Below are 24,695 nucleotides of genomic sequence, written 5' to 3' on the forward strand. Positions count from 1 at the left end.
CATACGTCCAGGGATTCGGGGGAGGTGGGGCGCGTGGCCGAGCAGAACTGTCTGGTGACGAACGACTGGATCTGCGGGGAGTACCTCCGCACGCGCAGCCAGGAGTTGACCGACGCCACCCTTCAGCACGTCGGGATCACGCTCGCCTCGGTGGCGATAGGCCTCGCCGTGTCCCTGCCGCTCGCGCTCCTCGCCCGCCGGTGGCGCTTTTTGTCGGGACCCATCCTCGGCGTGACGACCGTGCTGTACTCGGTCCCCTCGCTCGCGATGTTCTCGCTGCTCCTGCCGTTCTTCGGACTCTCGGTCTCGCTGGTCGTCACGGGCCTTGTGCTGTACTCCCTGACGGTCCTCGTGCGGAACATCCTGGCCGGTCTCCAAGCCGTCCCCGAAGAGGCACGCGATGCCGCCAGGGGGATGGGGTACGGCCCGTTGAGGCTCCTGTGGGAGGTGGAGCTGCCGCTCGCGCTGCCCGCGCTGCTGGCCGGCGTCCGCATCACCACCGTCTCCACGGTCGCGCTGACGACCGTCGGCGCCATCGTCGACTACGGCGGCCTCGGCACGCTGATCCTCGACGGCCTCGACACGACCTTCAAGGCGCAGGTGCTCACGGCGTCCGTGCTCTGCGTGCTGCTGGCCGTCGTCGCCGACCTGCTGCTGCTCGGGCTCCAGCGGTGGCTGACGCCCTGGACGAGGGTCCATCGAATACGGACGAGCCGCGCCGCGCGCAAGGCGGCCGTGGCCAAGGTGGCTGAACCTGCATGAACGCGATCACCGGTGCGTACGACTGGCTGGCCACGGGCGCCAACTGGCAGGGCGAGAAGGGGGTGTGGCACCGCCTGGCCGAGCACCTGTACTTCAGCGGGGTCTGCCTCGCCGTCGCCTGCCTGATCGCGCTGCCCCTCGCGCTCTACCTCGGCCACATCGGCAAGGGCGGCGCCCTCGCGGTCAACATCTCCAACGTCGGCCGCGCGGTGCCCACGCTCGCCCTGCTGATCCTGCTCACGCTCACCCCGCTCGGTGAGCACGGCGACGCCCCGACGCTGATCGCGCTGGTCCTGTTCGCCGTGCCGCCGCTGCTGACCAACGCCTACCTCGGGATGCGCGAGGTCGACCGGGCGGTGGTGGAGGCGGCGCGCGGGATGGGCATGAGCGGCGGTCAGCTCTTCGCGCGGGTCGAGCTGCCGCTCGCGTATCCGCTGATCATGACCGGCGTCCGCTCGGCGGGGGTGCAGGTCGTCGCGACGGCCACGCTCGCCGCGATGGCGGGCGAGGGCGGCCTCGGCCGGATCATCACCGCGGGATTCAACCTGCAGAACACCCCGCAGGTGGTCGCGGGCGCCTTCCTGGTGGCGCTGCTCGCGCTCCTGGTGGAGGGCGTCCTGGTCGTGGCGGGGCGCCTCTTCGACCCGATGCGGCGGTCCGGCGGGGTGACCCACTGAGTTTTGTCTTCTCTCCCTTTCGAAATGGTGGTTCACCGATGAACAGCACAACGCGTCGCGCGCGACGGATGGCAGGGGCGGCCGCGGCCGTCGTGGCGCTGACCGCGGGTCTCGCCGCGTGCGGCGGGGACAGCCTGGAGGACGACGGCAAGGGGGCGGACAAGGCGGGTGACGGCAAGAAGGGCTCGCTCGTGGTGGGTTCGGCGCGCTTCACCGAGCAGAAGGTCCTCGCCGAGCTGTACGTGGGCGTTCTCGAGGAGGCCGGATATGACGCGCAGGTCAAGACCGTGCAGAACCGCGAGATCTACAAGCCCGAACTGAAGAAGGGCTCGATCGACATCGCGCCCGAATACGCCGCGACGCTCGCGGAATTCCTCAACCTTGAGAAGAACGGCCCGAAGGCGAAGACGGTCGCCTCCAGCGATCTCGACACGACGGTGAGCGCGCTGGAGAAGCTCGCGAAGCCGCAGGGTCTGAAGGTGCTCCCGGCGGGCGAGGCGGTCGACCAGAACGCGTTCGCGGTCTCCAGGGAATACGCCGAGAAGCACAAGCTCAAGACCCTCTCGGATCTCGGCAAGTCGGGGGAGAAGGTCAGGATCGCGGCGGGCGACGAATGCGAGACCCGGCCGTTCTGCGCGCCCGGCCTGAAGAAGAAGTATGGGATCGATGTCACCGGAATCGACCCGAAGGGCGTCGGCACCACGCAGTCCAAGCAGGCCGTCAAGAACGGCACGGACCAGCTGGTGCTGACCACGACGACCGACGCGACGCTCAAGAACTACGACCTCGTGATCCTCGAGGACGACAAGAAGCTGCAGAACGCGGACAACATCCTTCCCGTCGTCAACGCCAAGGACGCGGGCGGCAAGGAGATAGCCGACGCGCTCGCGAAGCTGACCAAGACGCTCACGACGGAAGACCTCATGGAACTCAACCGGAAGGTCGACGAGGAGCGTCAGAAGGAAGCGGATGTCGCGAAGGAGTATCTGGAGTCGAAGGGCCTGATCGGAAGTTGATCAAGAGGCGGTCAGGGCAGTTCCGGGGTCGAAGCGGAAGTTGACCGCCGGAGCAAAGCGGAGGAGGGGTGGGGAGTTGTGGCGAGTTATCGATGTGGCACCTGCTTTTTGGCGGGCGGGGCTCCGGACTTCGCCTACGCGCGGTAAGTTTCTGGCCATGCCACGTGGACGTCACCGCCATTCCCCACCCCTGCACAGGCTGCTTCCTCCTTCGACGGTCGCAGGCGTCTCTCTTCTCTGCGCCGGCGGCGCCTGGATGTTCGCGGAACCGATCGTGCTCCGCGGGCTCGTCGCCGCCGCGGCGGCCGCCGCGGTCGTCGGCTCGGTCGTCATGCGCCGCTGGGACCAGGCGGCGGGCAAGCGCGTCGCCGAACTCACGCGCGCGCGAGCGAGCGACGAGTGGCGCTACGAGGAGCGGATAGCCGAGGTCGAGTCCGACCTCGACGAGTCCCGCGAGTTGCGGGGCAAGCTGGAGACCAAGCTGCGCGCCAAGCGGTCCGAGCTTGCCGCCCTGCGCAACGAACACGCCGCGCTGCTGCGGCGGTACGCGACCGCGGAGACCGAGCGGGCCAGCGCCCTTGAGGGGCGGCGGCTGCTCGCCATCGAGGCGACGTCGTCCTCGTCGGCGCCGGAGCTTCCGGCTTCCGGCACGGCTTCTGGCACGGGGGCCTCGGAGTTGGTGCCCGCGGTGCGGGCGGGGGCGCCGGTGCCGGGCGCGCGGGCCAAGGGTTCCGCCGAGGGCTCCGGGAAGTCGTCGGTCCGGGCGGACGGGGGCCTCACGTCCTCGCTCTTCCTGCGGGCCAACGCGGCGCTCGACCGTCTCGCTGTCCGGCACGAAGCCGATGACGCTTCTCGGGGTGACCGCCCGGGGAAGTCCGGGGCGGCCGACGGATTCGGCGGGCACGAGCGCGCGGTCGCCGTCGCGCCGCCCGTTCAGGCGCGGCGCGCCATGCCCCAGGGCGGGTTCGACTTCTTCGGCACGAAGGGTGCGGCGGGTGCGGCTCCGGCCGCGCTGGAGTCCGTGCAGGACGAGGACCTCGCCGACGTGGTGGGCGAGGAGGCCCTCGCGGTCCATAAGGCGGACGGGCGGGTCATCGATCTGACGGCGCATGATGAGACCGAGCAGATTGACGTGGGGGAGTTGCGTAGCGCCCTTCGGGCGTAGTCGCTCCGCTGCGGGTGCGTCGTGGCTGGTCGCGCAGTTCCCCGCGCCCCTTACGGGGCGCAGCCCCCGCTTACGCCATCCAGCGGTCCGGGCGGGCCTCGTCGCGGCCCGTGCGGGAGCGGTCCGCCTGGGCGTGGAGGAGCTTGGCGGCCTCCTCGGCGGGGCGCAGGCGGGCCGTCACCGTCTTGTTGGCGCCCGTGTCCACTCGTACGTCGGCGACGCCCTTGACCCGCTCCCAGGGCCCCTGTGAGAGCCGCACGCTCTGCACCTTGGCGTGCGGCACCAGCGACAGGCGGCGCTTGAGCAGGCCGTGCCGCGCCGCGAAGACCGCGTCGGTGACCACGAGTCCGTACCCCTTCCACCAGAGCGGCACGCACCATGCCGCCCGCGCGGGAGGCCGGGACAGCTCGGCGGGCTCCGGCACGCGCGCGCCCGGCAGGACGCGGGCGATCACCGCCTCGGCCAGCTCCCGGGGAGCCACCGGCACCAGCACGCTGTTGGCCGAGCCCGCCACGTCCAGCTCCACCCGCACCCAGCCGTACCGCCGCCACAGCAGGGGCTGCACGATGTGCACGGTCTGCACGCGCCCCGGCGGCACCGTCTCGTGCGCCTTGTCGAGCAGTCCGTGGTCGATGCGCAGGCCGTCCGGGGACTCGCCCACCGTCCAGTCGTACTCCTTGATGAAGCGCCCGCCGCTGCTCGCGAACGCGCCGCCCAGGATGGGCAGTCCGGTGGCGAGCACCGTCCACAGGTTGTGCGTGGCGAACCACAGGGCCGTCGGGACGACGGTCGCGGCGACGAGCATCGCCCAGGGGGCGCCGGTCAGCATCAGGGAGAAGGCGAGCATGCGCGGCTGCACGTGGAGCAGGCCGCGCACCGGTGCCTCGCCGACCTCGCGCGCCTCCGCGGGGGCGAAACCGGCTGCCCGCGCGAGGAGTTCGGCGCGCAGTTCGGCGGCGTCGCGCTCGCCGAGGTAGGCCAACTCGTCCTTCTGCTCGGCGCCGACGACGTCCAGCTTCAGCTTGGCGACCCCCGCGATCCGGGCGAGCAGCGGCCGCGTCACGTCGACGGCCTGGAGCCGGTCGAGGCGGATGTGGGCGGTGCGCCGGAAGAAGAGGCCGGTGCGGATGCGCAGTTCGGTGTCGGTGACCGCGAAGTGGGTGAACCACCAGCTCAGGAAGCCGTACGCGGCGCCGCCGAGGAGCACGGCCGCGCTGCCGAGGAGCAGGGTCGTGGTGGTCAGCGCGGAGAGGCGCTGCTGCGTGCCGTTCGGGTCGTGGACGGCCCAGCCCACCAGGACCGCGAAGGGCGCCCAGGCGCGGCGCAGCGGCGTCACGGGGTGCAGCCGCCGCTCGGTCACGGCCACGCTCTCCATCGTCCCGCTGCCGGCCGAGGCCTCCGGTATGCCGCTCACAGCCCCGCCGATCTGGCCTCGCCCAGCTCCGTCAGCCGGTCGCGCAGCCGCTCGGCCTCCTCGGGGAGCAGCCCCGGGATGCGCGCGTCGGTGGCGGCGGCAGCGGTGTGCAGCTGCACGCTCGCCAGTCCGAAGTGCCGCTCCACGGGCCCGGACGTCACCTCGACGAGCTGCATCCTGCCGTACGGCACCACGGTCTCCTCGCGCCACAGCACACCCCGGCTGATGAGCAGGTCGTCGTCGCGCTCGGCATACCGCCACGAGAGCCAGTTGCGCCCCATCATCGGCCAGCCCCACACCAGGAAGGCCAGCGGCAGCAGCGCGAAGGCCGCCCACGCCGGGCCCGCGAAGAGGCCGAGCAGCACTCCGGTGGCCACCGCGAGCGGCACAAGCCAGGCCACGAGCAGCAGCCGCCGCATCCTCAGCAGTCCCCGTGGCAGCCCCGTCCACACCGGCTCGACCCGTGCCCCCGCCGGTCCAGCGGTCCCTGCCGTCCCCGTTTCCATGCCCCCAGCGTACGTACGCCCCGCGACAGTCGCGCAGGCCTGTGGACAACCGCGTACGGCCAGGACGGACGGGTGGGCCCGCCAGCCGCGTACGCGGGCAGCGCGTGCGAGAGACTGTGCGCATGAGTCCCACGACGGAGACCACCACGCAGACCACGCTCGGCATCGGCGGCGCGGCCGAGAGCACCGACATGGTGCTCAACATCGGCCCCCAGCACCCGTCCACGCACGGCGTGCTCCGTCTGCGCCTCGTCCTGGACGGCGAGCGCATCCAGCACGCGGAGCCGGTCATCGGCTACATGCACCGCGGCGCGGAGAAGCTCTTCGAGGCCCGGGACTACCGGCAGATCGTGATGCTGGCCAACCGCCACGACTGGCTGTCGGCGTTCTCGAACGAACTCGGCGTGGTCCTCGCCGTCGAGCGGATGCTCGGCATGGAGGTCCCCGAGCGCGCGGTGTGGACACGCACCCTGCTCGCCGAGCTGAACCGCGTGCTCAACCATCTGATGTTCCTCGGGTCGTACCCCCTCGAACTGGGCGGCATCACCCCGGTGTTCTACGCGTTCCGCGAGCGCGAGGAGCTGCAGAACGTCATGGAGGAGATCTCCGGCGGCCGTATGCACTACATGTTCAACCGCGTGGGCGGCCTCAAGGAGGACCTGCCCGCCGGATGGACCTCCCGCGCGCGGGAGGCCGTCGCGTCGGTGCGGTCACGCATGGACGTGTACGACGGTCTGGTGCTCGGCAACGAGATCTTCCGGGGCCGTACGCGCGGCGTCGGCGTCCTCAGCCCCGAGGCGGTGCACGCCTACGGAGTGAGCGGCCCCATCGCCCGCGCCTCCGGGGTCGACTTCGACCTGCGCCGCGACGAGCCCTACCTCGCGTACGCCGAACTCCAGGACACCCTGAAGGTCGTCACGCGCCAGGAGGGCGACTGCCTGGCCCGCTTCGAGTGCCTCCTGGAGCAGACCCACAACGCCCTCGACCTCGCCGACGCCTGCCTGGACCGGATCGCGGACCTCCCGCGGGGCCCGATCAACCAGCGCCTGCCGAAGGTCCTCAAGGCCCCCGAGGGCCATACGTACGCGTGGACCGAGAACCCCCTCGGCATCAACGGCTACTACCTGGTCTCCAAGGGCGAGAAGACCCCGTACCGCCTGAAGCTGCGCTCGGCCTCGTACAACAACATCCAGGCGCTGGCCGAGCTGCTTCCGGGGCAGCTCGTCGCGGACATGGTGGCGATCCTCGGGTCACTCTTCTTCGTGGTCGGCGACATCGACAAGTAGCGCGTCGGCCGCGGGGAGGCCGACGGGCTGCACCAGCCACCCGAAGTCCCCGAGCCCGCCGGGCGCCGTCAGCTCGGCGGCCTGCCCCGCCAGCGCGAGTGCGCGTACGTACGCGCTGGGGTCCTCGGAGGCCAGCGACAGCGGCGGGCGGCCGCCGCTCACCCCGAGCGCGCCGAGCGCCGCCCGCTGGGTGAGCAGCACGGCACCCTCCGACGCGCAGGCGTCCAGCGCCACATGCGCGGTGATGTCACAGCTGCCGTCCGGCACGGGAGCCGTCTCACGGCCCGCCCTGAAGCCCGTGAGCGTCCCGAAGGGCGGGCGCGCCTCCCGGGCGTGCGCGTAGTCCACGGCGACCGCCAGACCGCGCTCCAGGGACGCCACGGCAGCCGCCCACGCCTCGTCCCGGGGCCTGCCGATCTCCGCGCGCAGGCCGGGCTCGGCCTCAAGGGGCCACCAGCGCGCCAGCCACGCGGCGTCGGGACCGTCGACCGGGCCGCCCGGCGACTCGGTGCCGTCGTCGCGTACGAGCACCCGGCGCGGCGTTCCGTCGGCGGCCACCTCGGCGATGTCCACGGGGACGTTGTCCAGCCACTCGTTGGCGAAGAGCAGGCCCGTCACGCCGGCCGGGGGAGCGGCCCGCCAGTCGATGCGCGGGTCGAGGCCCGCGGGGCGCTCCGCGCGCTCCACCGCGTACGCACGCACGCGTGCCGCGACATCGGGGGGCAGCGCGGCGAGCACGCCCTCGGTCAGTTCGCCGCGGCCCGCGCCCATGTCCACGAAGGCGACCTCTTCCGGGTGGTCGAGCGCCGCGTCGACCCGGCACAGCAGCCGGGCCACGGCGGCCGCGTAGAGGGGCGAGGCGTGCACGGAGGTGCGGAAGTGTCCCGCGGGGCCCTCAGTGCGGCGGTAGAAGCCGTCAGGGCCGTACAGGGCCGTCTCCGTGGCCTCGCGCCAGCCTCGCGGGACGCCCGCCCCGCCACCGTCGTCGTCATACGTCACAGCCCGCAGGCTAAGGGGGCCTCCACCTTGGGGAGTACACGCACTCCACACGGATCGCACCTCCGGTTGACCCCGGGGTGCCGTCGGCCTGCCTACGCTGGGTTACGTGCAGCGCCTCTATGACTTTCTCCGCAGACACCCGACATGGGTCGACGGCTTCTGGGCCTTCGTCCTGCTCGGGATCTCCGGGATCGGTCTGGTGTCCATGTCCGACACGAACGGCTACGCGCCGGGCGTCATGGCGATCCCGGTCGCCCTCGGACTCTCCCTGGTGGTCGCGCTGCGCCGGAGGGCGACCGAGCAGATGCTCGTGCTCGTCACCGTCATCGGCGTCTTCCAGCTCGTCTTCGACGTGGAGACGATGCCCGCGAACTTCGCCATGCTGGTGATCATCTACACGGCGGCGGCCGACGGGGCGCGGTGGGCCTCGCGGTTCGCGCTGGTGGGCGGCCTCTGCGCGGCTCCGCTCTCGATGATGCGGTGGACCCCGCAGGACGTCTCCGTCGCCGGCAGCGTCCTCTTCACGATCTTCCAGATCGTCCCCTTCGCGCTCGCCTGGGTGCTCGGCGACTCCATCCGCACCCGCCGCGCCTACCTGGCCCAGCTGGAGGAGCGCGCCGACCGCCTGGAGAGGGAGCGCGAGGCGCAGTCGAAGGTCGCGGTCGCCGCCGAGCGGGCCCGCATCGCCCGCGAGCTGCACGATGTCGTCGCGCACAACGTCTCGGTGATGGTGGTCCAGGCCGACGGCGCCGCGTACGTCATGGATACCGCGCCCGACCAGGCCAAGAAGGCCCTGGAGACGATCTCGGGCACCGGCCGCCAGGCCCTCGCCGAGATGCGCCGCCTGCTCGGCGTGCTGCGCACGGGGGAGCCCGAGGAGGGTTCCGAGTACGTCCCGCAGCCCGACGTCGAACAGCTCGACGAGCTGATAGAGCAGGTGCGCACGTCCGGTCTGCCCGTCGACTACAAGGTCGAGGGCACCCCGCGCCCGCTGCCCAGCGGCGTGGAGCTGACCGCGTACCGCATCGTGCAGGAAGCGCTCACGAACACGCGCAAGCACGGCGGCGCGAACGCGGGTGCGAGCGTGCGCCTGGTCTACTTCGACGACGGCCTCGGGCTGCTCGTCGAGGACGACGGCAAGGGCGCCCCGCACGAGCTGTACGAGGACGGCGGCGCCGACGGCCGCGGGCACGGCCTGATCGGCATGCGCGAGCGCGTCGGCATGGTCGGCGGCACGCTGGACGCCGGGCCGCGCCCCGGCGGCGGCTTCCGGATCAGCGCGCTTCTGCCGCTCAAACCAGCACACTGAACTCGACCATGTCCGGCGATGACACCTGTCACCGGCCGCCACCTGCCCGTCCGTTCGCCCGACCCGTTCTCTGACCCCTCGAAGGGACTCCCTTGATGTCGATCCGCGTGATGCTCGTCGACGACCAGGTGCTGCTGCGCACCGGGTTCCGGATGGTGCTGGCCGCGCAGCCGGACATGGAGGTCGTCGCGGAGGCGGGTGACGGTGTCGAGGCCCTGGAGGTGCTGCGCGCGACCAAGGTCGACGTGGTGCTGATGGACGTACGCATGCCGAAGCTGGACGGCGTCGAGACGACCCGGCGCGTCTGCCAGGACCCGAACCCGCCGAAGGTGCTGATCCTGACCACCTTCGACCTCGACGAGTACGCCTTCTCGGGGCTGAAGGCGGGCGCCTCCGGGTTCATGCTCAAGGACGTGCCCCCGGGCGAGCTGCTCGCCGCGATCCGCTCCGTGCACAGCGGCGACGCGGTGGTCGCGCCCTCCACCACGCGCCGTCTGCTCGACCGCTTCGCGCCGATGCTGCCGAACGCGGGCGGGCAGCCGCAGCACAAGGAGCTGGAGCGCCTGACGGGCCGTGAGCGCGAGGTGATGGTCCTCGTCGCGCAGGGCCTGTCGAACGGCGAGATCGCGGCGCGGCTCGTCCTCTCGGAGGCCACCGTGAAGACGCACGTCGGCCGCATCCTGACCAAGCTGGGGCTGCGGGACCGGGTGCAGGTCGTGGTCCTCGCGTACGAGACGGGGCTCGTGCGGGCCGGGGGCAACTCCTAGGCCGCCCGGGCAGGCCCTAGCGCAGGACGCCCTCGATGAAGTCGCTGCCCAGCCGTGACACCACGCTGATGTCCAGCTGGTGCTGCACATAGCGCCCTCGGCGGCGCGTGGTGATCAGGTCGGCCTTCTTCAGGACGCTCAGGTGCCGGGATATCTCCGGCGCCGTCATGCCGTGCGCGTCGGCCAGCTCGCTGGTGGTGTACGACCCGCGCGCGAGGTGGCGGCACAGGCGCATCCGCACTGGGTGGGCGAGCGCGGACATGCGGCGGGTCAGCTGCTCCACGGTGGGCGGGGCGGTGAGGCCGGGGGCGCTGATGGGGTACGTGATGGTGGCCTGCCAGTCCCTGCGGTGCAGCACCATCAGATGCGGCCAACCCAGGCTGGTCGGGACGAGCACCAGGCCGCCGGGGCCCGTGGTCGTATGCCCCGTGGTGATCTTGTCGACCGTGATGCGGTCGCCGCTCTCGTCCAGGGAGACCGCCCCGGATATCGCCTTCAGGGCCTCCGCAAGGCCCTTGCGCCGCAGCAGCTCGGTCTTGTGGCGGGCGTCCGCGGCCAGTTGATGGCTCAGCCGGGCCCAGGTGTCGGCGAAGAACGCGTCCTCGCAGTCCTCCAGGAGCTGGCGCAGCCACGCGCGCACGGCCGGTGGCTCGTCCAGGAGCCGCTGGGTGAACCGCACCTGCTGGGGGCCCCGGGCGGCCGCCAGGTCCAGCGCGCGCCGCTGCACGGCGGGGTCGCCCAGGATGGCGCGGTCCGGCTCCGAATGCGACGTCGACTGGCAGGTGAACTCCAGGGCGGCGTCCACGAACTGCTCGTCCGTCAGCTTGTCCAGCAGGTCCAGCTCCTCGGCGAGCGTGGCCCCGGGGAGCGCGCTCTGCCCCGGGATGCCCGCGAAGGGCGCGAACACGTCCGAGAACGCCGAGCGCCACAGGAAGTCGGCCTCGCACAGACGGTCCGCCAGGCACGGCTCAAGGCGCGCAGAGACGGCCGTCACCCAGCCCTGGAGCCCCGGGTGGTGGCCCGGCTCGGAGAGCGCGTGCAGCGCCATGCCCAGCTCGGCGAGGGGCGAGGGCACGACATGGATCCGCTGGTGGGACAGCCCGCTGATGTCGATGCTCACGCTCATGTCCCCATGGTGCACCGCGCCACTGACAGCGCGGCCGTCGATTGACGAGCGCCGTCAATCGACGCGACGGGGACGGGCTCACGGGAGCACTCTGAGGTCATCGCCCGGAGCCGTCGAAGCCTCCGGGCCGCGTCCTCCCCCTCTCCACTCCCTCCCCCCTCCCCCTCTCTATTCCCCTCCCACTCCTCGCTCCCACGGGGCCATCCCTGGGACAGCGCGGCCCTTTAATGCCCGATAAGTAACACTTGTACCGAGAGGCGATACGTCATGAGCGTCACCCAGCAGTACCTGCTCGACACCTACCGGGCCGCCCAGCACGGCGAGCCGGCGGCGCCCGCGCCCGGCCACCACGACTGGCAGGTCGTCCGCGAGGTCCGCGACTACGGCCGCTTCCGCGCGGTCGTGGAGGAACGCCCCGCCCGCGGCAGGCTCCGCGCCGCCCTGGCCCGCCTCGCGCGAGGCGGCCGCCTCAGCGGGGGAGCCGTCGCACGAACTCCGCGACCGCTTCCTTGACGTCGTCGGCCGTCCATCCCAGGCCCTCCTCGGTCACGGTGACCTCCGTGACCGAGAGGCCGGGCGGCCCGTCCGCGGACCAGCGGCCGAACAGAAAGGTCTTCGTCTCCTCGGCCTGCCCCAGTGCGGCCTCCTCCAGCACGCCGGGCGCGTACGGCAGCCACACCTGGAACTGGTGGGTGTGCGGCCGCCGCGGATGTACGCGCGACCAGGGCACCCCGGCTGCCGTGAACCCCTCGTGCAGCGCCTGTGCCACCACGCGCGCGTGGGCGACGTAATCGGGCAGGCGCGGCAGGACCCGTTCCAGGCCGAGCAGGGCCGAGACAGCGGTCGGGAACTGCTGGAACAGCCGTCCCCCGTACCGGTGGAGCCACACCCTCGCCTCCTCGACCAGCGTGTGCGGCCCGGCGAGCGCGGCCCCGCTCAACCCCTCCAGGGACTTGTAGAACGACACGTACACGGTGTCCGCGAGCCCCGCGATCTCCGTCAAGGGGCGGCCGAAGTGCTGCGTGCACTCCCACAGGCGGGCGCCGTCGATGTGCACGACCGCGTCCCGTTCGCGTGCCGCCTCCACGACCGCCTCCAGCTCCTCCCATGAGGGCAGGACGAAACCGGCGTCCCGGAGCGGAAGTTCTAGCATCAACGCCCCGAAGGGCTCGGGAAAGTCGCGCACTTCATCGGCCGTGGGCAGGCGCGGCTCGTCCGTGGGGTGCACCGTGCGCAGTCCGCTGACCGTGGGGAAGGCGTCCCCTTCGTGGAGTTCGGGGTGCGCCCTGGGGTGCAGCGCCACGGTCGCGTTCCCGGTGCGGCCCGCCCAGCAGCGCAGGGCGACCTGCTGGGCCATCGTGCCGGTCGGGAAGAAGACGGCCGCCTCCTTGCCGAGCAGGCGCGCGACCCGCTCCTCCAGGGTGGCGACGACACCGTCCCCGTAGACATCGGACGCCTCGTCCGCGCCGACGATCCCAGGAGCGGCCGCCGCGAGCGCCGAGAACCGTTCGGTCAGCGGGATGTGCAGGGGCGAGCGGTGCAGGGTGCGGGTGGCCGCACGGGCCGCCGCCGAGCGCCTGGCACGGGTGTCCTGTGTCGCTTCGTTCGCAGTCATCCTCCGAGAATGGCCCGCCCGGCGGCACCAGTCATATGAATAGCCACAGCCTGTGGACAGCGGAAGACGCGGCGCCGACCAATCGCGTTAGCATGACGAGAAATCGTCCGGTACCCCGAGCGGACTGGAACGGAAGGCGTCATCGCGTGAACGCATCGCATCAGCCAGACCCGCGGGAGCGCCCCGCGAGGCTCACGGTGGGAGTCGTGGGAGCGGGCCGCGTCGGCCCCGCGCTCGCCGCGGCGCTCCAGCTCGCCGGGCACCGCCCGGTGGCCGCGTCCGGGGTCTCCGACGCCTCCGTGCGCCGCGCCGCCGCCATGCTGCCCGACGTGCCCCTCGTCCCTCCCGCCGAGGTCCTGGAGCGGGCCGATCTGGTGCTCCTGACCGTGCCCGACGACGCCCTGCCCGGCCTGGTCGAAGGCCTCGCGGAGACCGGCGCGGTCCGCCCCGGCCAGCTCCTCGTGCACACCTCCGGGCGGTACGGCACCAAGGTCCTCGACCCCGCCCTGCGGGCCGGCGCCCTGCCGCTCGCGCTGCACCCCGCCATGACGTTCACCGGCACCCCCGTCGACGTCCAGCGCCTGGCCGGATGCTCCTTCGGCGTGACCGCGCCCGAGGAGCTGAGGCTGGCCGCGGAGGCCCTGGTCATCGAGATGGGCGGCGAGCCCGAGTGGATCGCCGAGGAGAACCGCCCGCTGTACCACGCGGCGCTCGCCCTGGGCGCGAACCACCTGGTCACCCTGGTCGCCGAATCCATGGAGCTGCTGCGCGACGCGGGCGTGGAGGCCCCCGACCGGATGCTCGGCCCGCTGCTCGGCGCCGCCCTGGACAACGCGCTGCGGTCGGGCGACGCGGCCCTCACCGGCCCCGTCGCACGCGGCGACGCCGGTACGGTCGCCGCCCACGTCGCCGAGTTGCGCAAGCACGCCCCGCAGACCGTCGCCGGATATCTGGCGATGGCCCGCGCCACCGCCGACCGCGCCCTCGCCCACGGACTGCTCAAGCCCGAGCTGGCCGAAGACCTCCTCGGCGTACTCGCCAACGGCGCCGACGGGACCGGCGGAGCCGAAGGAGGCAGCCGATGACCACCGCCCTCCTGCACACCGCCGACTCCCTGCGCACCCGCGCGCGTGACGGCCGCCGAACCGTCGTCATGACCATGGGCGCCCTGCACGACGGGCACGCCTCGCTGATCCGCGCGGCCCGCCGTATCGCGGGCCCCCAGGGCGAGGTCGTCGTCACGGTCTTCGTGAACCCCCTCCAGTTCGGCGCCGGAGAGGACCTCGACCGCTACCCCCGCACCCTCGACGCCGACGTCAAGATCGCCGAGCAGGCGGGCGCGGACGTCGTGTTCGCCCCCGGCGTCGAGGAGGTCTACCCCGGCGGAGAGCCCCAGGTCCGGGTGAGCGCGGGCCCCATGGGCACGGTCCTCGAAGGGGCCACGCGCCCCGGACACTTCGACGGCATGCTCACCGTCGTCGCCAAGCTGCTGCACCTCACCCGGCCCGACGTGGCCCTGTTCGGGCAGAAGGACGCCCAGCAGCTCGCCCTGATCCGCCGTATGACCCGCGATCTGAACTTCGACGTGGAGATCGTCGGCGTCCCCACCGTGCGCGAGGACGACGGTCTGGCCCTCTCCAGCCGCAACCGCTACCTCTCGCCGGAAGAGCGGCGCACCGCGCTCTGCCTCTCCCGGGCGCTCTTCGCGGGCCGCGACCGGCACGCCGCGCAGGAGGCGCTGCGCGCCCGCGCCGCGAGCGCGCCCGCCACGCTCGCGCGTGCCGACGCCCTCAGCGCGATCGGCGAGTCCCGCGCGGCGGCCGACGCCCACGCCGTGGCGCAGTCCGCGGCGCCCTCGGCGCCCGGCGGGCCCGCCGCCGTCGTCGCCGCCGCCCGGCAGGTCCTCGACGACGCCGCACGCCTGAGCCCCCCGCTCGAGCTGGACTACGTGGCGCTCGTGGACCCCGCCGACTTCACCGAGGTCCGCCCGGGCCACACCGGCGACGCCGTACTCGCCGTGGCCGCCAAGGTCGGCTCGACCCGGCTGATCGACAACCTCCCGCTGACCTTCGGAGCCGCCGTATGAGTGCCACCGGAATACGGCTGCACGCCCCCGCGCCGGGTTGGTCCCTGGACGCCGACATCGTCGTCGTCGGCTCCGGAGTGGCCGGTCTGACCGCCGCGCTGCGCTGCTCGGCCGCCGGCCTGCGGACGGTCGTGGTGACCAAGGCCCGCCTGGACGACGGCTCCACGCGCTGGGCCCAGGGCGGCATCGCCGCGGCGCTCGGCGAGGGCGACACCCCCGAACAGCACCTGGAGGACACGCTGGTGGCGGGCGTGGGCCTGTGCGACGAGGAGGCCGTGCGCACCCTCGTCACCGAGGGCCCCGACGCCGTACGCCGCCTCATCGAGACCGGCGCCCACTTCGACACCGGCCCTGAGGGCGCCATCGAGCTGACCCGCGAGGGCGGCCACCACCGCCGCCGCATCGCGCACGCGGGCGGCGACGCGACCGGCGCGGAGATCTCCCGCGCCCTCGTCGAGGCGGTACGCGCGCGTGGCATCCCGACCGTCGAGAACGCCCTGGTGCTCGACCTCCTGACGGACGCCGACGGCCGCACCGCCGGCGTCTCCCTGCACGTCATGGGAGAGGGCCAGCACGACGGCGTGGGCGCCGTCCACGCCCCCGCGGTGGTCCTCGCCACCGGTGGCATGGGCCAGGTCTTCGCGGCGACCACCAACCCGTCCGTGTCCACCGGCGACGGCGTCGCGCTCGCCCTGCGCGCGGGCGCCGAGGTCTCCGACCTCGAATTCGTGCAGTTCCACCCCACCGTGCTCTTCCTCGGCTCCGACGCCGAGGGCCAGCAGCCGCTGGTCTCCGAAGCGGTGCGGGGCGAGGGCGCGCACCTCGTCGACGCCGACGGCGTGCGCTTCATGGTCGGCCAGCACGAGCTGGCCGAGCTGGCCCCCCGCGACATCGTCGCCAAGGGCATCACGCGCCGCATGCAGGAGCAGGGCACCGATCACATGTACCTGGACGCCCGGCACTTCGGCGCCCACATGTGGGAGAACCGCTTCCCGACGATCCTCGCCGCCTGCCGCGCCCACGGCATCGACCCGGTCACCGAGCCCATCCCCGTCTCCCCGGCCGCGCACTACGCCTCCGGAGGCGTCCGCACCGACCCGCACGGCCGCACCACCGTCCCGGGCCTGTACGCCTGCGGAGAGGTCGCCTGCACCGGCGTGCACGGCGCCAACCGCCTCGCCTCCAACTCCCTCCTCGAAGGCCTCGTCTACGCCGAGCGGATCGCCGCCGACATCGCGGCCCAGCACGCCGAGAACGCCCTCCGCGCGCGCGTGCCCGCCCCCGTCGCCCAGCCGGAGACCCCGACCCACCCCCTGCTCCCGCCCGAGGCCCGCTTCGCCATCCAGCGCGTCATGACCGAGGGCGCCGGTGTGCTGCGCTCGGCCGCGTCCCTCACGGAGGCGGCCGCCCGGCTGGCCCGCATCCACGCCGAGGCCGCGGGCGCGCTCGCCGAGGACGGCAAGACCGCCGAGCCCGGCGTCGACACCTGGGAGACCACCAACCTCCTGTGCGTCGCCCGCGTCCTGGTCGCCGCCGCCCAGCGCCGCGAGGAGACCCGCGGCTGCCACTGGCGCGAGGACCACGCCGACCGCGACGACGAGGTCTGGCGGCGCCACATCGTCGTACGCCTGAACCCGGACAGGACCCTCGCGGCCCACACCACCGAGACCGCAGACTTCCCTCCCACCCGTCCCACTCCCAGTCCCCAGGAGCAGTGACCGTGAGCACCCCCGACGACCTCCCCCTCACCCCCGCCGGCGGTGGCTGCGGCGATGCCTGCGGCTGCGGCGGCGACGACGCGTTCGACCCCCTGGAGTGCGGTCTCGACCCCGCTCTCGCGCGACTGCTCGCCGAGGCGGGCCTCGACCCCCTCCAGATCGAGGACATCGCGCACATGGCCATCGAGGAGGACCTGGCGGGCGGCGTGGACGTGACCACGGTCGCCACCATCCCCGAGGACGCCGTCGCCACCGCCGACTTCACCGCGCGCGAGGCGGGCACCGTCGCGGGTCTGCGCGTCGCGGAGGCGGTCATGTCCGTCGTATGCGAAGAGGAGTTCGAGGTCGAGCGGCACGTCGAGGACGGTGACCGCGTCGAGGCGGGCGACACGCTGCTGAGCGTCACCACCCGCACCCGCGACCTGCTCACCGGCGAGCGCAGCGCCCTGAACATCCTGTGCCGCCTCTCCGGCATCGCGACCGCCACGCGCGCGTGGGCGGACGTTCTCGACGGCACGAAGGCGAAGGTCCGCGACACCCGCAAGACGACGCCGGGCTACCGCGCCCTGGAGAAGTACGCCGTGCGCATGGGCGGCGGCGTCAACCACCGCATGTCGCTCTCCGACGCGGCGCTCGTCAAGGACAACCACGTGGTCGCCGCGGGCGGCGTGGCGCAGGCCTTCAAGGCCGTACGCGAGCAGTTCCCCGACGTGCCGATCGAGGTCGAGGTCGACACGCTCCACCAGCTGCGCGAGGTCGTGGACGCGGGCGCCGACCTGATCCTCCTGGACAACTTCACGCCGGGCGAGACCGGGGAGGCCGTCGCCCTCGTCGGCGGCCGCGCCTTCCTGGAGTCCTCGGGCCGCCTCACCCTGGAGAACGCCCGCGCGTATGCCGACACGGGCGTCGACTATCTGGCGGTGGGCGCCCTGACCCACTCCTCCCCGATCCTCGACATCGGCCTCGACCTGCGGGAAGCGGTGCGTGACTGATGCTGCTGACGATCGACGTGGGGAACACGCACACCGTCCTCGGCCTCTTCGACGGCGAGGACATCGTCGAGCACTGGCGCATCTCCACCGACGCCCGCCGCACGGCGGACGAACTGGCCGTGCTGCTCAACGGCCTGATGGGCATGCACCCGCTGCTCGGCGAGGAGCTGGGCGACGGCATCGACGGCATCGCGATCTGCTCGACCGTCCCCTCGGTCCTGCACGAGCTGCGCGAGGTGACGCGCCGCTACTACGGAGACGTGCCCGCCGTCCTGGTGGAGCCCGGCATCAAGACCGGCGTCCCGATCCTCATGGACAACCCCAAGGAGGTCGGCGCCGACCGCATCATCAACGCGGTCGCGGCGGTCGAGCTGTACGGCGGCCCGGCGATCGTCGTCGACTTCGGCACGGCCACGACGTTCGACGCGGTCTCCGCGCGCGGGGAGTACGCGGGTGGCGTCATCGCCCCCGGCATCGAGATCTCCGTGGAGGCCCTGGGGGTACGCGGCGCGCAGCTCCGCAAGATCGAGCTGGCACGCCCGCGGAGCGTCATCGGCAAGAACACCGTCGAGGCCATGCAGGCGGGCATCCTGTACGGGTTCGCGGGCCAGGTCGACGGGGTCGTGAACCGGATGGCGCGCGAGCTGGTGGGCACGGGCGGTGACCCCGAGGACGTCACGGTGATCGCGACGGGTGGGCTGGCGCCGATGGTGCTGGGGGAGGCGTCGGTGATCGATGAGCACGAGCCGTGGCTCACGCTTATCGGGCTTCGCCTGGTCTACGAACGGAACGTCTCCCGAGCTTAGGGGCTGGCGGGGCCCCTGGCGGGGGACAGGTGATCTCGCACCTTCGCGCCGTCGTGGCCCCCCTATCCCGCCGCTCCGCGGCGGATGCTTCCCACCCACCCACCCGTTTGCCCCGCGCCGCAGGGGCGGAAGGTAGGGCGAGGGGTGGGATTGCCCCCGCGGCCCCGCCCCCCCCAGACGAACGCAAGGCGAAACCCCGCCCAAGGCGCCCCCGCCAGAACCGGCGCAGACCGAGCCCCAACACGACCCGCCCGCACCCCCCTGATAAGCCGATTTTGTCCGTTTGGCGCGTATCGTCTCCCCATGCCCACGCCCTACGGATCCCGCGGCGGCATGGCCTTCAGCGCGGAGGAGCTGCGTGTGCTCCGTCGCGCCCTGGCCCTGGCCCTGCACCCCAGCCCCGTCCGCAGCCCGGCCCCCGGCTCCGCCCACGTCCCGAGCCCCACTCGCGACGAGGACGTCCGGGACTTCCTGCGCCTCGCCCAATCGGTGGACGAGGCGGTACAGGAGGGCGCCCGGCTCCGCGCCTTCCTGGTGGCCGACCTCGCCCGCTACCGGGCCGCCCTGCCCGGCACCGCCGCCGGCTACCTCGCACTCCTCGACGATGTGCTCGGCGCCGGTTACCAACCGGGCCCCGACGACCTCGCGGCCCTGCGCGCCCTGCGCGGCAACCCCGCCGCGGCCGCGCTGCTCGACCGCTGCCGGACCCTCGCCGAGCGCTCCGTCCGCGCCCGCCTCGCCGGCCACGCAGTCCCGGCGCCGGAACGCCCCCGCATGCCCGCGCCCCGCACACACCTCCTCGCCCTGCCCGGCGGCCTGGGCGCCGCGGAGAAGGAGACCTCCCGCCCGGTCCCCACCCCGGCCGAGGTCTTCCCGCCCAAACGCCCCACGCCCGCCGCACCCGCACCCGCACCCGCGTCCCCGACGCCCTCCGCGCCCCCGGAACCGGCGCCCCCCGCCCCCACGCCCGCGGACCCCTCGCACCAGCTCGCGGCGGGCTAGCTACTCTGGGGGGCATGGACTACGTTTCCGCGCTCCTGCCCCCCGTAGTGATGGCCGTGTTCTTCGGCGGTCTCATCGTGACGATCGTCAAGACCCAGGGCGGCGCCAACAAGGCCAAGGAGGACGCGGCGGCCGACGCCGCGATCACCCGCGCCGAAGCCGTCCGCCAGGCACCGAAGACCGGCGGCGCCTGACCCCGCACACACCACCGACCAGGGCGTACGACTCGCGACCTCGCCGAGCCGTGCGCCCTTGTTGTTGTGCGATGTCGCGTAATGTCGCGTAATTAGGCGTACGCCACGTCCCTCACGCATCACGCCAATAGTGACGTCTCCCACTATTGTTCAACTGTGCCTCGTCCATTGGGAGAACTCGAAGACTCCGTCATGACACGGGTGTGGAAGTGGAACCGCCCCGTGACCGTTCGAGAAGTCCTGGAAGACCTTCAGCAGGAACGGTCCATCGCCTACACGACCGTGATGACCGTTTTGGACAATCTCCATCAGAAGGGCTGGGTGCGTCGCGAAGCGGAAGGCCGGGCCTATCGATATGAGGCGGTCTCCACTCGTGCCGCCTACGCGGCCGCACTGATGAACGAAGCCTGGTCGCAGAGCGACAACCCCGCAGCCGCACTCGTCGCCTTCTTCGGCATGATGTCGGAGGAACAGCGGGAAGCGCTGAGCGACGCCATGCGTATCGTCCAAGGCCCGGAGAACCCCGGCGCGGCGGAGCGCGGCGCAGAGCGATAGCGTCCGCTCATGGCAGCAGAGGTCCCCGAACTCAGCGAACTCAGCGCAAAAGCGGTCTCCGTCCGCAGGGCGCGAACCTCCGATGTACCGGCCGTGCGCAGGCTCCTCGACTCCTACGTCCGCGAGCGCATCCTCCTCGACAAAGCGACGGTGACTCTTTACGAGGACATCCAGGAGTTCTGGGTCGCGGAACGGGACGACAACGCCGAGTTGGTCGGCTGCGGGGCCCTGCACGTGATGTGGGAAGACCTCGCGGAAGTACGCACCCTGGCGGTGAATCCCGAGGTCAAGGGCGTCGGGGTGGGGCATCAGCTGCTCGGGAAGTTGCTGCAGACCGCCCGGTGGCTCGGTGTGCGCAAGGTTTTCTGTCTGACCTTCGAAGTCGACTTCTTCGCCAAGCACGGCTTCGTGGAGATCGGCGAGACTCCGGTCGACGGAGATGTCTACAGCGAGCTGCTGCGTTCCTATGACGAGGGCGTCGCGGAGTTCCTCGGCCTCGAACGAGTGAAACCGAACACCTTGGGCAACAGTCGGATGCTTCTGCATCTGTGATCGCCACTGTGGTATTCCGGGCCGCCTCGTGCCCCGGTGGCCTATGTCCGAAACGCGCATGTTTCCAGGCTTCTCGGGGTCCCGGGTCTCTCCCAGGGGTTTGTGTTTTTCCGGCAAAAGCGGTTTGCTTTCCGACGTACTGCAGTACTGCATATAACAGGGGCCGGTGAATCGGTGGCGTACGCCGCCCGGACCGGCCTCCAAGTTATCGATGAAAGGAAATCCAGTGGCACAGAAGGTTCAGGTCCTTCTTGTCGATGACCTCGACGGTGGCGAGGCGGACGAGACCGTGACGTTTGCGTTGGACGGCAAGTCCTACGAGATCGACCTCACCACGGCCAACGCGGACAAGCTCCGTGGCGCCCTGGAGGACTTCGTCAAGGCCGGTCGGCGTACCGGCGGCCGTGGCTCGGGCGGCCGCGGCAAGGCGCGCTCGGCGGCGGCGAGCGGTGGTCAGGACACCGCCGCGATCCGCGCCTGGGCGAAGGAGAACGGTTTTGAGGTCAACGACCGGGGCCGTGTTCCCGCCTCGATCCGCGAGGCCTACGAGAAGGCCAACGGCTGACGGCTGCGACGGCGCAGCCTGACCCGGTGGCACTGCGTCGCAGCCGTGTCCACGAGCCGTACGAGATCGGAGCCCACGGCGGGGTCGCTGTGGTGCGCGGTCCCGCCTCCCCCCACCGCGGGCAGGGACACGAGCGCCGGCAGCGTCGGCTCCACCTCGCACCCGGGCTCCGGGGGTCGCAGCCATACGGCGGCCCCCCGTGAGCCGGACCACCCCGGAGGCGTGGGCGCGTCGATCCGCCCGCCCGCACCGACGGCGGTGAGGCCGAGGGGGATGTCCCCCCACTCCAGCCAGTCGAGCAGCCCCGGCAGCTCGTCCGCGCTCCCCGCGCTCACCAGCAGCCGCATCGTTTCCCCGCACAGCGCGACCGGCGCCTTCGGTCCGAGGTGGCGCAGCGCGGCGAAGCCCGCTTCCGCGGGTAGTTCCAGGACGTCGAAGCGCAGCCCCGTCAGCAGGCGCACCGGGCCGGGTTCGGGCGCGGTCGCCCAGCCGAGCCGGTTCTCGTACCACTGGCGCACCGGGTCGCTCTGCTCGACCGGCGTGCGGGGCTGAGGAACTGTGGGGGCCATGTCCCAGCAACAGCCGGAAGGCCGTCGGGGTTACGCGCGGTCGCGGACCGGATGCGCACGGTGGCCGGAAAAGGAGCGTGAGGGCGTGTTCGGCGGCGCAAGGGTGTTCGCCCGTAGCGGAGGGAACCGGGGCGCGCCGCATGGAGTGTGAGTCCTTGCGGGTAAGACATCCCTAGTGGGGAGGGGCGACACGCGGTCTTCGGCGTCTCACGTTCGCCATCGGCGTACTGATGGTGAGGGTATCTGCCTGGCCTGCGGGAACATCGTCTCGCACCATCGGGTTGGAGCTGTTGTCGGCGTTCGAGGTCAGGACTTCCCCCGTGAAGGGGGCCGGGTGTCGGCAGTTGGAATGAGCGGTCCCCGCTTGCGGGACTAAGCTGCGGAAGGACAGGGAGGGGACCGACCCCTTACTGCCTGACCGCTCTGAGGAGCGATTAACGATGTTCGAGAGGTTCACCGACCGCGCGCGGCGGGTTGTCGTCCTGGCTCAGGAAGAAGCCCGGATGCTCAACCACAACTACATCGGCACCGAGCACATCCTCCTGGGCTTGATCCACGAGGGCGAGGGTGTCGCCGCTAAGGCCCTGGAGAGCCTCGGGATTTCGCTCGAGGCGGTCCGCCAGCAGGTGGAGGAGATCATCGGTCAGGGCCAGCAGGCCCCGTCCGGGCACATCCCCTTCACCCCCCGTGCCAAGAAGGTCCTGGAGCTGTCGCTCCGCGAGGCCCTTCAGCTGGGCCACAACTACATCGGCACGGAGCACATCCTGCTCGGCCTGATCCGCGAGGGCGAGGGCGTCGCCGCCCAGGTCCTGGTCAAGCTGGGCGCCGATCTCAACCGGGTGCGGCAGCAGGTCATCCAGCTGCTCTCCGGTTACCAGGGCAAGGAGACCGCCACCGCCGGCGGTCCTGCCGAGGGCACGCCCTCCACGTCCCTGGTGCTCGACCAGTTCGGCCGGAATCTGACCCAGGCCGCCCGTGAGTCCAAGCTCGACCCGGTCATCGGGCGCGAGAAGGAGATCGAGCGGGTCATGCAGGTCCTGTCCCGCCGTACGAAGAACAACCCGGTCCTCATCGGTGAGCCCGGCGTCGGCAAGACCGCCGTCGTCGAGGGCCTCGCCCAGGCCATCGTCAAGGGCGAGGTGCCCGAGACCCTCAAGGACAAGCACCTCTACACCCTGGACCTCGGCGCGCTGGTCGCGGGATCGCGCTACCGCGGTGACTTCGAGGAGCGCCTGAAGAAGGTCCTCAAGGAGATCCGCACCCGCGGCGACATCATCCTGTTCATCGACGAGCTGCACACGCTGGTCGGTGCGGGTGCCGCCGAGGGCGCCATCGACGCCGCTTCGATCCTGAAGCCGATGCTGGCCCGCGGTGAGCTGCAGACCATCGGCGCCACCACGCTCGACGAGTACCGCAAGCACCTGGAGAAGGACGCCGCGCTGGAGCGCCGCTTCCAGCCCATCCAGGTCGCGGAGCCGTCGCTGCCGCACACCATCGAGATCCTCAAGGGTCTGCGCGACCGGTACGAGGCGCACCACCGCGTCTCGATCACCGACGAGGCGCTGGTCCAGGCCGCCACCCTGGCCGACCGGTACATCTCGGACCGCTTCCTGCCGGACAAGGCGATCGACCTGATCGACGAGGCCGGTTCCCGGATGCGCATCCGCCGGATGACCGCGCCGCCGGACCTCCGCGAGTTCGACGAGAAGATCGCGGGTGTCCGTCGCGACAAGGAGTCCGCGATCGACTCGCAGGACTTCGAGAAGGCCGCTTCCCTGCGCGACAAGGAGAAGCAGCTCCTGGCCGCGAAGGCCAAGCGCGAGAAGGAGTGGAAGGCCGGCGACATGGACGTCGTCGCCGAGGTCGACGGCGAGCTGATCGCCGAGGTCCTGGCCACGGCCACCGGCATCCCGGTCTTCAAGCTGACGGAGGAGGAGTCCTCCCGCCTGCTGCGCATGGAGGACGAGCTGCACAAGCGCGTCATCGGCCAGAAGGACGCCGTCAAGGCGCTCTCGAAGGCGATCCGGCGTACGCGTGCGGGTCTGAAGGACCCGAAGCGTCCCGGCGGCTCGTTCATCTTCGCCGGTCCGTCCGGTGTCGGTAAGACCGAGCTGTCCAAGGCGCTCGCCGAATTCCTCTTCGGCGACGAGGACGCGCTGATCTCCCTCGACATGTCGGAGTTCAGCGAGAAGCACACGGTCTCGCGCCTCTTCGGCTCGCCTCCCGGTTACGTGGGTTACGAAGAGGGCGGGCAGCTGACCGAGAAGGTCCGCCGCAAGCCGTTCTCCGTCGTCCTTTTCGACGAGGTCGAGAAGGCCCACCCGGACATCTTCAACTCGCTCCTGCAGATTCTGGAGGACGGTCGCCTGACCGACTCCCAGGGTCGTGTCGTGGACTTCAAGAACACGGTCATCATCATGACGACCAACCTTGGAACCCGTGACATCTCGAAGGGCTTCAACCTCGGCTTCGCGGCCCAGGGCGACACGAAGTCCAACTACGAGCGGATGAAGAACAAGGTCAGCGACGAGCTGAAGCAGCACTTCCGCCCGGAGTTCCTGAACCGCGTGGACGACGTCGTCGTCTTCCCGCAGCTCAGCCGGGAGGACATCCTCCAGATCGTCGACCTGATGATCACCAAGGTGGATGAGCGCCTCAAGGACCGGGACATGGGCATCGAGCTCTCCCAGTCGGCGAAGGAACTGCTCGCGAAGAAGGGTTACGACCCGGTGCTCGGCGCGCGTCCGCTGCGGCGCACGATCCAGCGCGAGGTCGAGGACACCCTCTCCGAGAAGATCCTCTTCGGCGAGCTGCGTCCGGGCCACATCGTGGTCGTCGACACGGAGGGCGAGGGCGAGACCGCCACGTTCACCTTCCGTGGCGAGGAGAAGGCGGCGCTGCCCGACGTGCCGCCGATCGAGTCGGCCGCCGGCGGCGGCGCGGGCCCGAACCTGAGCAAGGAGGCGTAGCCCTTTCAGGGTGCGCTTGTGGGGGCTGCCCCGGACCGGTTCTTA

Annotated in this window: 25 protein-coding genes; 19 read left to right on the top strand and 6 right to left on the bottom strand. The window is 71.6% G+C overall.

The features are described 5' to 3' along the window. Positions 1–33: 33 nt before the first annotated feature. The 4 genes from DMA15_RS20650 (at position 34) to DMA15_RS20665 (ending at position 3,620) form a co-directional block, all read left to right on the top strand. Positions 34–762, top strand: a complete 729-nt coding sequence (locus DMA15_RS20650; RefSeq protein WP_125514266.1) for an ABC transporter permease — start codon at positions 34–36, stop codon at positions 760–762. Next, positions 759–1,439, top strand: coding sequence for an ABC transporter permease (locus DMA15_RS20655; RefSeq protein ID WP_125514267.1), 681 nt, complete (start codon positions 759–761; stop codon positions 1,437–1,439). Before DMA15_RS20650 ends, DMA15_RS20655 begins: the two co-directional genes overlap by 4 nt. 38 nt (positions 1,440–1,477) lie before the next feature. After that, on the top strand, positions 1,478–2,455 hold the full coding sequence (locus DMA15_RS20660) for an ABC transporter substrate-binding protein (RefSeq protein WP_125514268.1): 978 nt from the start codon (positions 1,478–1,480) through the stop codon (positions 2,453–2,455). Positions 2,456–2,612: 157 nt separating this feature from the next. After that, positions 2,613–3,620, top strand: coding sequence for a hypothetical protein (locus DMA15_RS20665; RefSeq protein WP_125514269.1), 1,008 nt, complete (start codon positions 2,613–2,615; stop codon positions 3,618–3,620). 70 nt (positions 3,621–3,690) lie between these two features. On the opposite strand, the gene DMA15_RS20670 is transcribed toward DMA15_RS20665, so the two are convergent. Together DMA15_RS20670 and DMA15_RS20675 are read right to left on the bottom strand one after the other, a co-directional pair. Continuing rightward, on the bottom strand, positions 3,691–4,995 hold the full coding sequence (locus tag DMA15_RS20670; RefSeq protein ID WP_125517907.1) for a PH domain-containing protein: 1,305 nt from the start codon (positions 4,993–4,995) through the stop codon (positions 3,691–3,693). A gap of 35 nt (positions 4,996–5,030) precedes the next feature. Beyond that, complete coding sequence (locus DMA15_RS20675; protein ID WP_125514270.1) at positions 5,031–5,540, bottom strand: PH domain-containing protein; 510 nt, start codon at positions 5,538–5,540, stop codon at positions 5,031–5,033. Between the two features lie 122 nt (positions 5,541–5,662). Here DMA15_RS20675 and DMA15_RS20680 point away from each other — a divergent pair, with 122 nt between their 5' ends. Continuing rightward, on the top strand, positions 5,663–6,826 hold the full coding sequence (locus DMA15_RS20680) for an NADH-quinone oxidoreductase subunit D (RefSeq protein ID WP_125514271.1): 1,164 nt from the start codon (positions 5,663–5,665) through the stop codon (positions 6,824–6,826). Here DMA15_RS20680 and DMA15_RS20685 read toward each other — a convergent pair. Next, a complete protein-coding gene (locus DMA15_RS20685; RefSeq protein WP_125514272.1) occupies positions 6,791–7,825 on the bottom strand; it encodes an SAM-dependent methyltransferase in 1,035 nt (344 codons plus the stop codon). The two genes, DMA15_RS20680 and DMA15_RS20685, sit on opposite strands and share 36 nt — an antisense overlap. 106 nt (positions 7,826–7,931) lie before the next feature. On the opposite strand from DMA15_RS20685, the gene DMA15_RS20690 reads away from it, so the two are divergent. Both DMA15_RS20690 and DMA15_RS20695 read left to right on the top strand, forming a co-directional pair. Then, positions 7,932–9,134, top strand: coding sequence for a sensor histidine kinase (locus tag DMA15_RS20690; RefSeq protein ID WP_125514273.1), 1,203 nt, complete (start codon positions 7,932–7,934; stop codon positions 9,132–9,134). 95 nt (positions 9,135–9,229) lie between these two features. Continuing rightward, on the top strand, positions 9,230–9,901 hold the full coding sequence (locus DMA15_RS20695; protein WP_125514274.1) for a response regulator transcription factor: 672 nt from the start codon (positions 9,230–9,232) through the stop codon (positions 9,899–9,901). 16 nt (positions 9,902–9,917) lie between these two features. Here DMA15_RS20695 and DMA15_RS20700 read toward each other — a convergent pair whose 3' ends face one another. Next, positions 9,918–11,027, bottom strand: coding sequence for a DUF5937 family protein (locus DMA15_RS20700; protein WP_125514275.1), 1,110 nt, complete (start codon positions 11,025–11,027; stop codon positions 9,918–9,920). Between the two features lie 267 nt (positions 11,028–11,294). Here DMA15_RS20700 and DMA15_RS20705 point away from each other — a divergent pair, with 267 nt between their 5' ends. After that, positions 11,295–11,540: a hypothetical protein gene (locus DMA15_RS20705; protein WP_125514276.1), complete on the top strand. Its 246-nt coding sequence runs from the start codon at positions 11,295–11,297 to the stop codon at positions 11,538–11,540. On the opposite strand, the gene DMA15_RS20710 is transcribed toward DMA15_RS20705, so the two are convergent. Then, the gene (locus DMA15_RS20710; RefSeq protein WP_125514277.1) at positions 11,497–12,642 is read right to left on the bottom strand and encodes a beta-eliminating lyase-related protein; all 1,146 of its coding nucleotides are present in this window, start codon (positions 12,640–12,642) and stop codon (positions 11,497–11,499) included. The genes DMA15_RS20705 and DMA15_RS20710 overlap by 44 nt on opposite strands. A 146-nt stretch (positions 12,643–12,788) precedes the next feature. On the opposite strand from DMA15_RS20710, the gene DMA15_RS20715 reads away from it, so the two are divergent. The 10 genes from DMA15_RS20715 (at position 12,789) to DMA15_RS20760 (ending at position 21,112) form a co-directional block, all read left to right on the top strand. After that, a complete protein-coding gene (locus tag DMA15_RS20715; protein ID WP_125514278.1) occupies positions 12,789–13,727 on the top strand; it encodes a DUF2520 domain-containing protein in 939 nt (312 codons plus the stop codon). Continuing rightward, positions 13,724–14,728 (top strand): pantoate--beta-alanine ligase, encoded by a 1,005-nt coding sequence (gene panC, locus DMA15_RS20720; protein ID WP_125514279.1) that lies wholly within the window; start codon positions 13,724–13,726, stop codon positions 14,726–14,728. Before DMA15_RS20715 ends, panC begins: the two co-directional genes overlap by 4 nt. After that, a complete protein-coding gene (locus DMA15_RS20725) occupies positions 14,725–16,446 on the top strand; it encodes an L-aspartate oxidase (protein ID WP_125514280.1) in 1,722 nt (573 codons plus the stop codon). The genes panC and DMA15_RS20725 overlap by 4 nt, the downstream gene beginning before the upstream one ends. A 2-nt stretch (positions 16,447–16,448) precedes the next feature. Next, a complete protein-coding gene (gene nadC, locus DMA15_RS20730) occupies positions 16,449–17,438 on the top strand; it encodes a carboxylating nicotinate-nucleotide diphosphorylase (RefSeq protein WP_125514281.1) in 990 nt (329 codons plus the stop codon). Then, on the top strand, positions 17,438–18,244 hold the full coding sequence (locus tag DMA15_RS20735) for a type III pantothenate kinase (RefSeq protein WP_125514282.1): 807 nt from the start codon (positions 17,438–17,440) through the stop codon (positions 18,242–18,244). The genes nadC and DMA15_RS20735 overlap by 1 nt, the downstream gene beginning before the upstream one ends. Positions 18,245–18,547: 303 nt before the next feature. After that, complete coding sequence (locus tag DMA15_RS20740) at positions 18,548–19,246, top strand: hypothetical protein (RefSeq protein ID WP_240659876.1); 699 nt, start codon at positions 18,548–18,550, stop codon at positions 19,244–19,246. 14 nt (positions 19,247–19,260) lie between these two features. Further along, positions 19,261–19,440 (top strand): hypothetical protein, encoded by a 180-nt coding sequence (locus DMA15_RS20745; RefSeq protein ID WP_125514283.1) that lies wholly within the window; start codon positions 19,261–19,263, stop codon positions 19,438–19,440. 156 nt (positions 19,441–19,596) lie between these two features. Further along, on the top strand, positions 19,597–19,995 hold the full coding sequence (locus DMA15_RS20750) for a BlaI/MecI/CopY family transcriptional regulator (RefSeq protein ID WP_240659877.1): 399 nt from the start codon (positions 19,597–19,599) through the stop codon (positions 19,993–19,995). Positions 19,996–20,004: 9 nt separating this feature from the next. Then, the gene (locus tag DMA15_RS20755; RefSeq protein ID WP_125514285.1) at positions 20,005–20,547 is read left to right on the top strand and encodes an amino-acid N-acetyltransferase; all 543 of its coding nucleotides are present in this window, start codon (positions 20,005–20,007) and stop codon (positions 20,545–20,547) included. A gap of 226 nt (positions 20,548–20,773) precedes the next feature. Beyond that, positions 20,774–21,112 carry an Lsr2 family protein gene (locus DMA15_RS20760; protein WP_125514286.1) on the top strand — a complete coding sequence of 113 codons (339 nt, stop codon included), beginning with the start codon at positions 20,774–20,776 and terminating at the stop codon, positions 21,110–21,112. On the opposite strand, the gene DMA15_RS20765 is transcribed toward DMA15_RS20760, so the two are convergent. Next, positions 21,091–21,681: an SCO3374 family protein gene (locus DMA15_RS20765; protein WP_125514287.1), complete on the bottom strand. Its 591-nt coding sequence runs from the start codon at positions 21,679–21,681 to the stop codon at positions 21,091–21,093. The genes DMA15_RS20760 and DMA15_RS20765 overlap by 22 nt on opposite strands. Positions 21,682–22,121: 440 nt before the next feature. On the opposite strand from DMA15_RS20765, the gene DMA15_RS20775 reads away from it, so the two are divergent. Then, complete coding sequence (locus tag DMA15_RS20775; protein ID WP_125514288.1) at positions 22,122–24,650, top strand: ATP-dependent Clp protease ATP-binding subunit; 2,529 nt, start codon at positions 22,122–22,124, stop codon at positions 24,648–24,650. Positions 24,651–24,695 lie beyond the last annotated feature (45 nt).

The organism is Streptomyces sp. WAC 01529 (genome assembly GCF_003945545.1).
GTDB lineage: Bacteria > Actinomycetota > Actinomycetes > Streptomycetales > Streptomycetaceae > Streptomyces > Streptomyces anatolicus.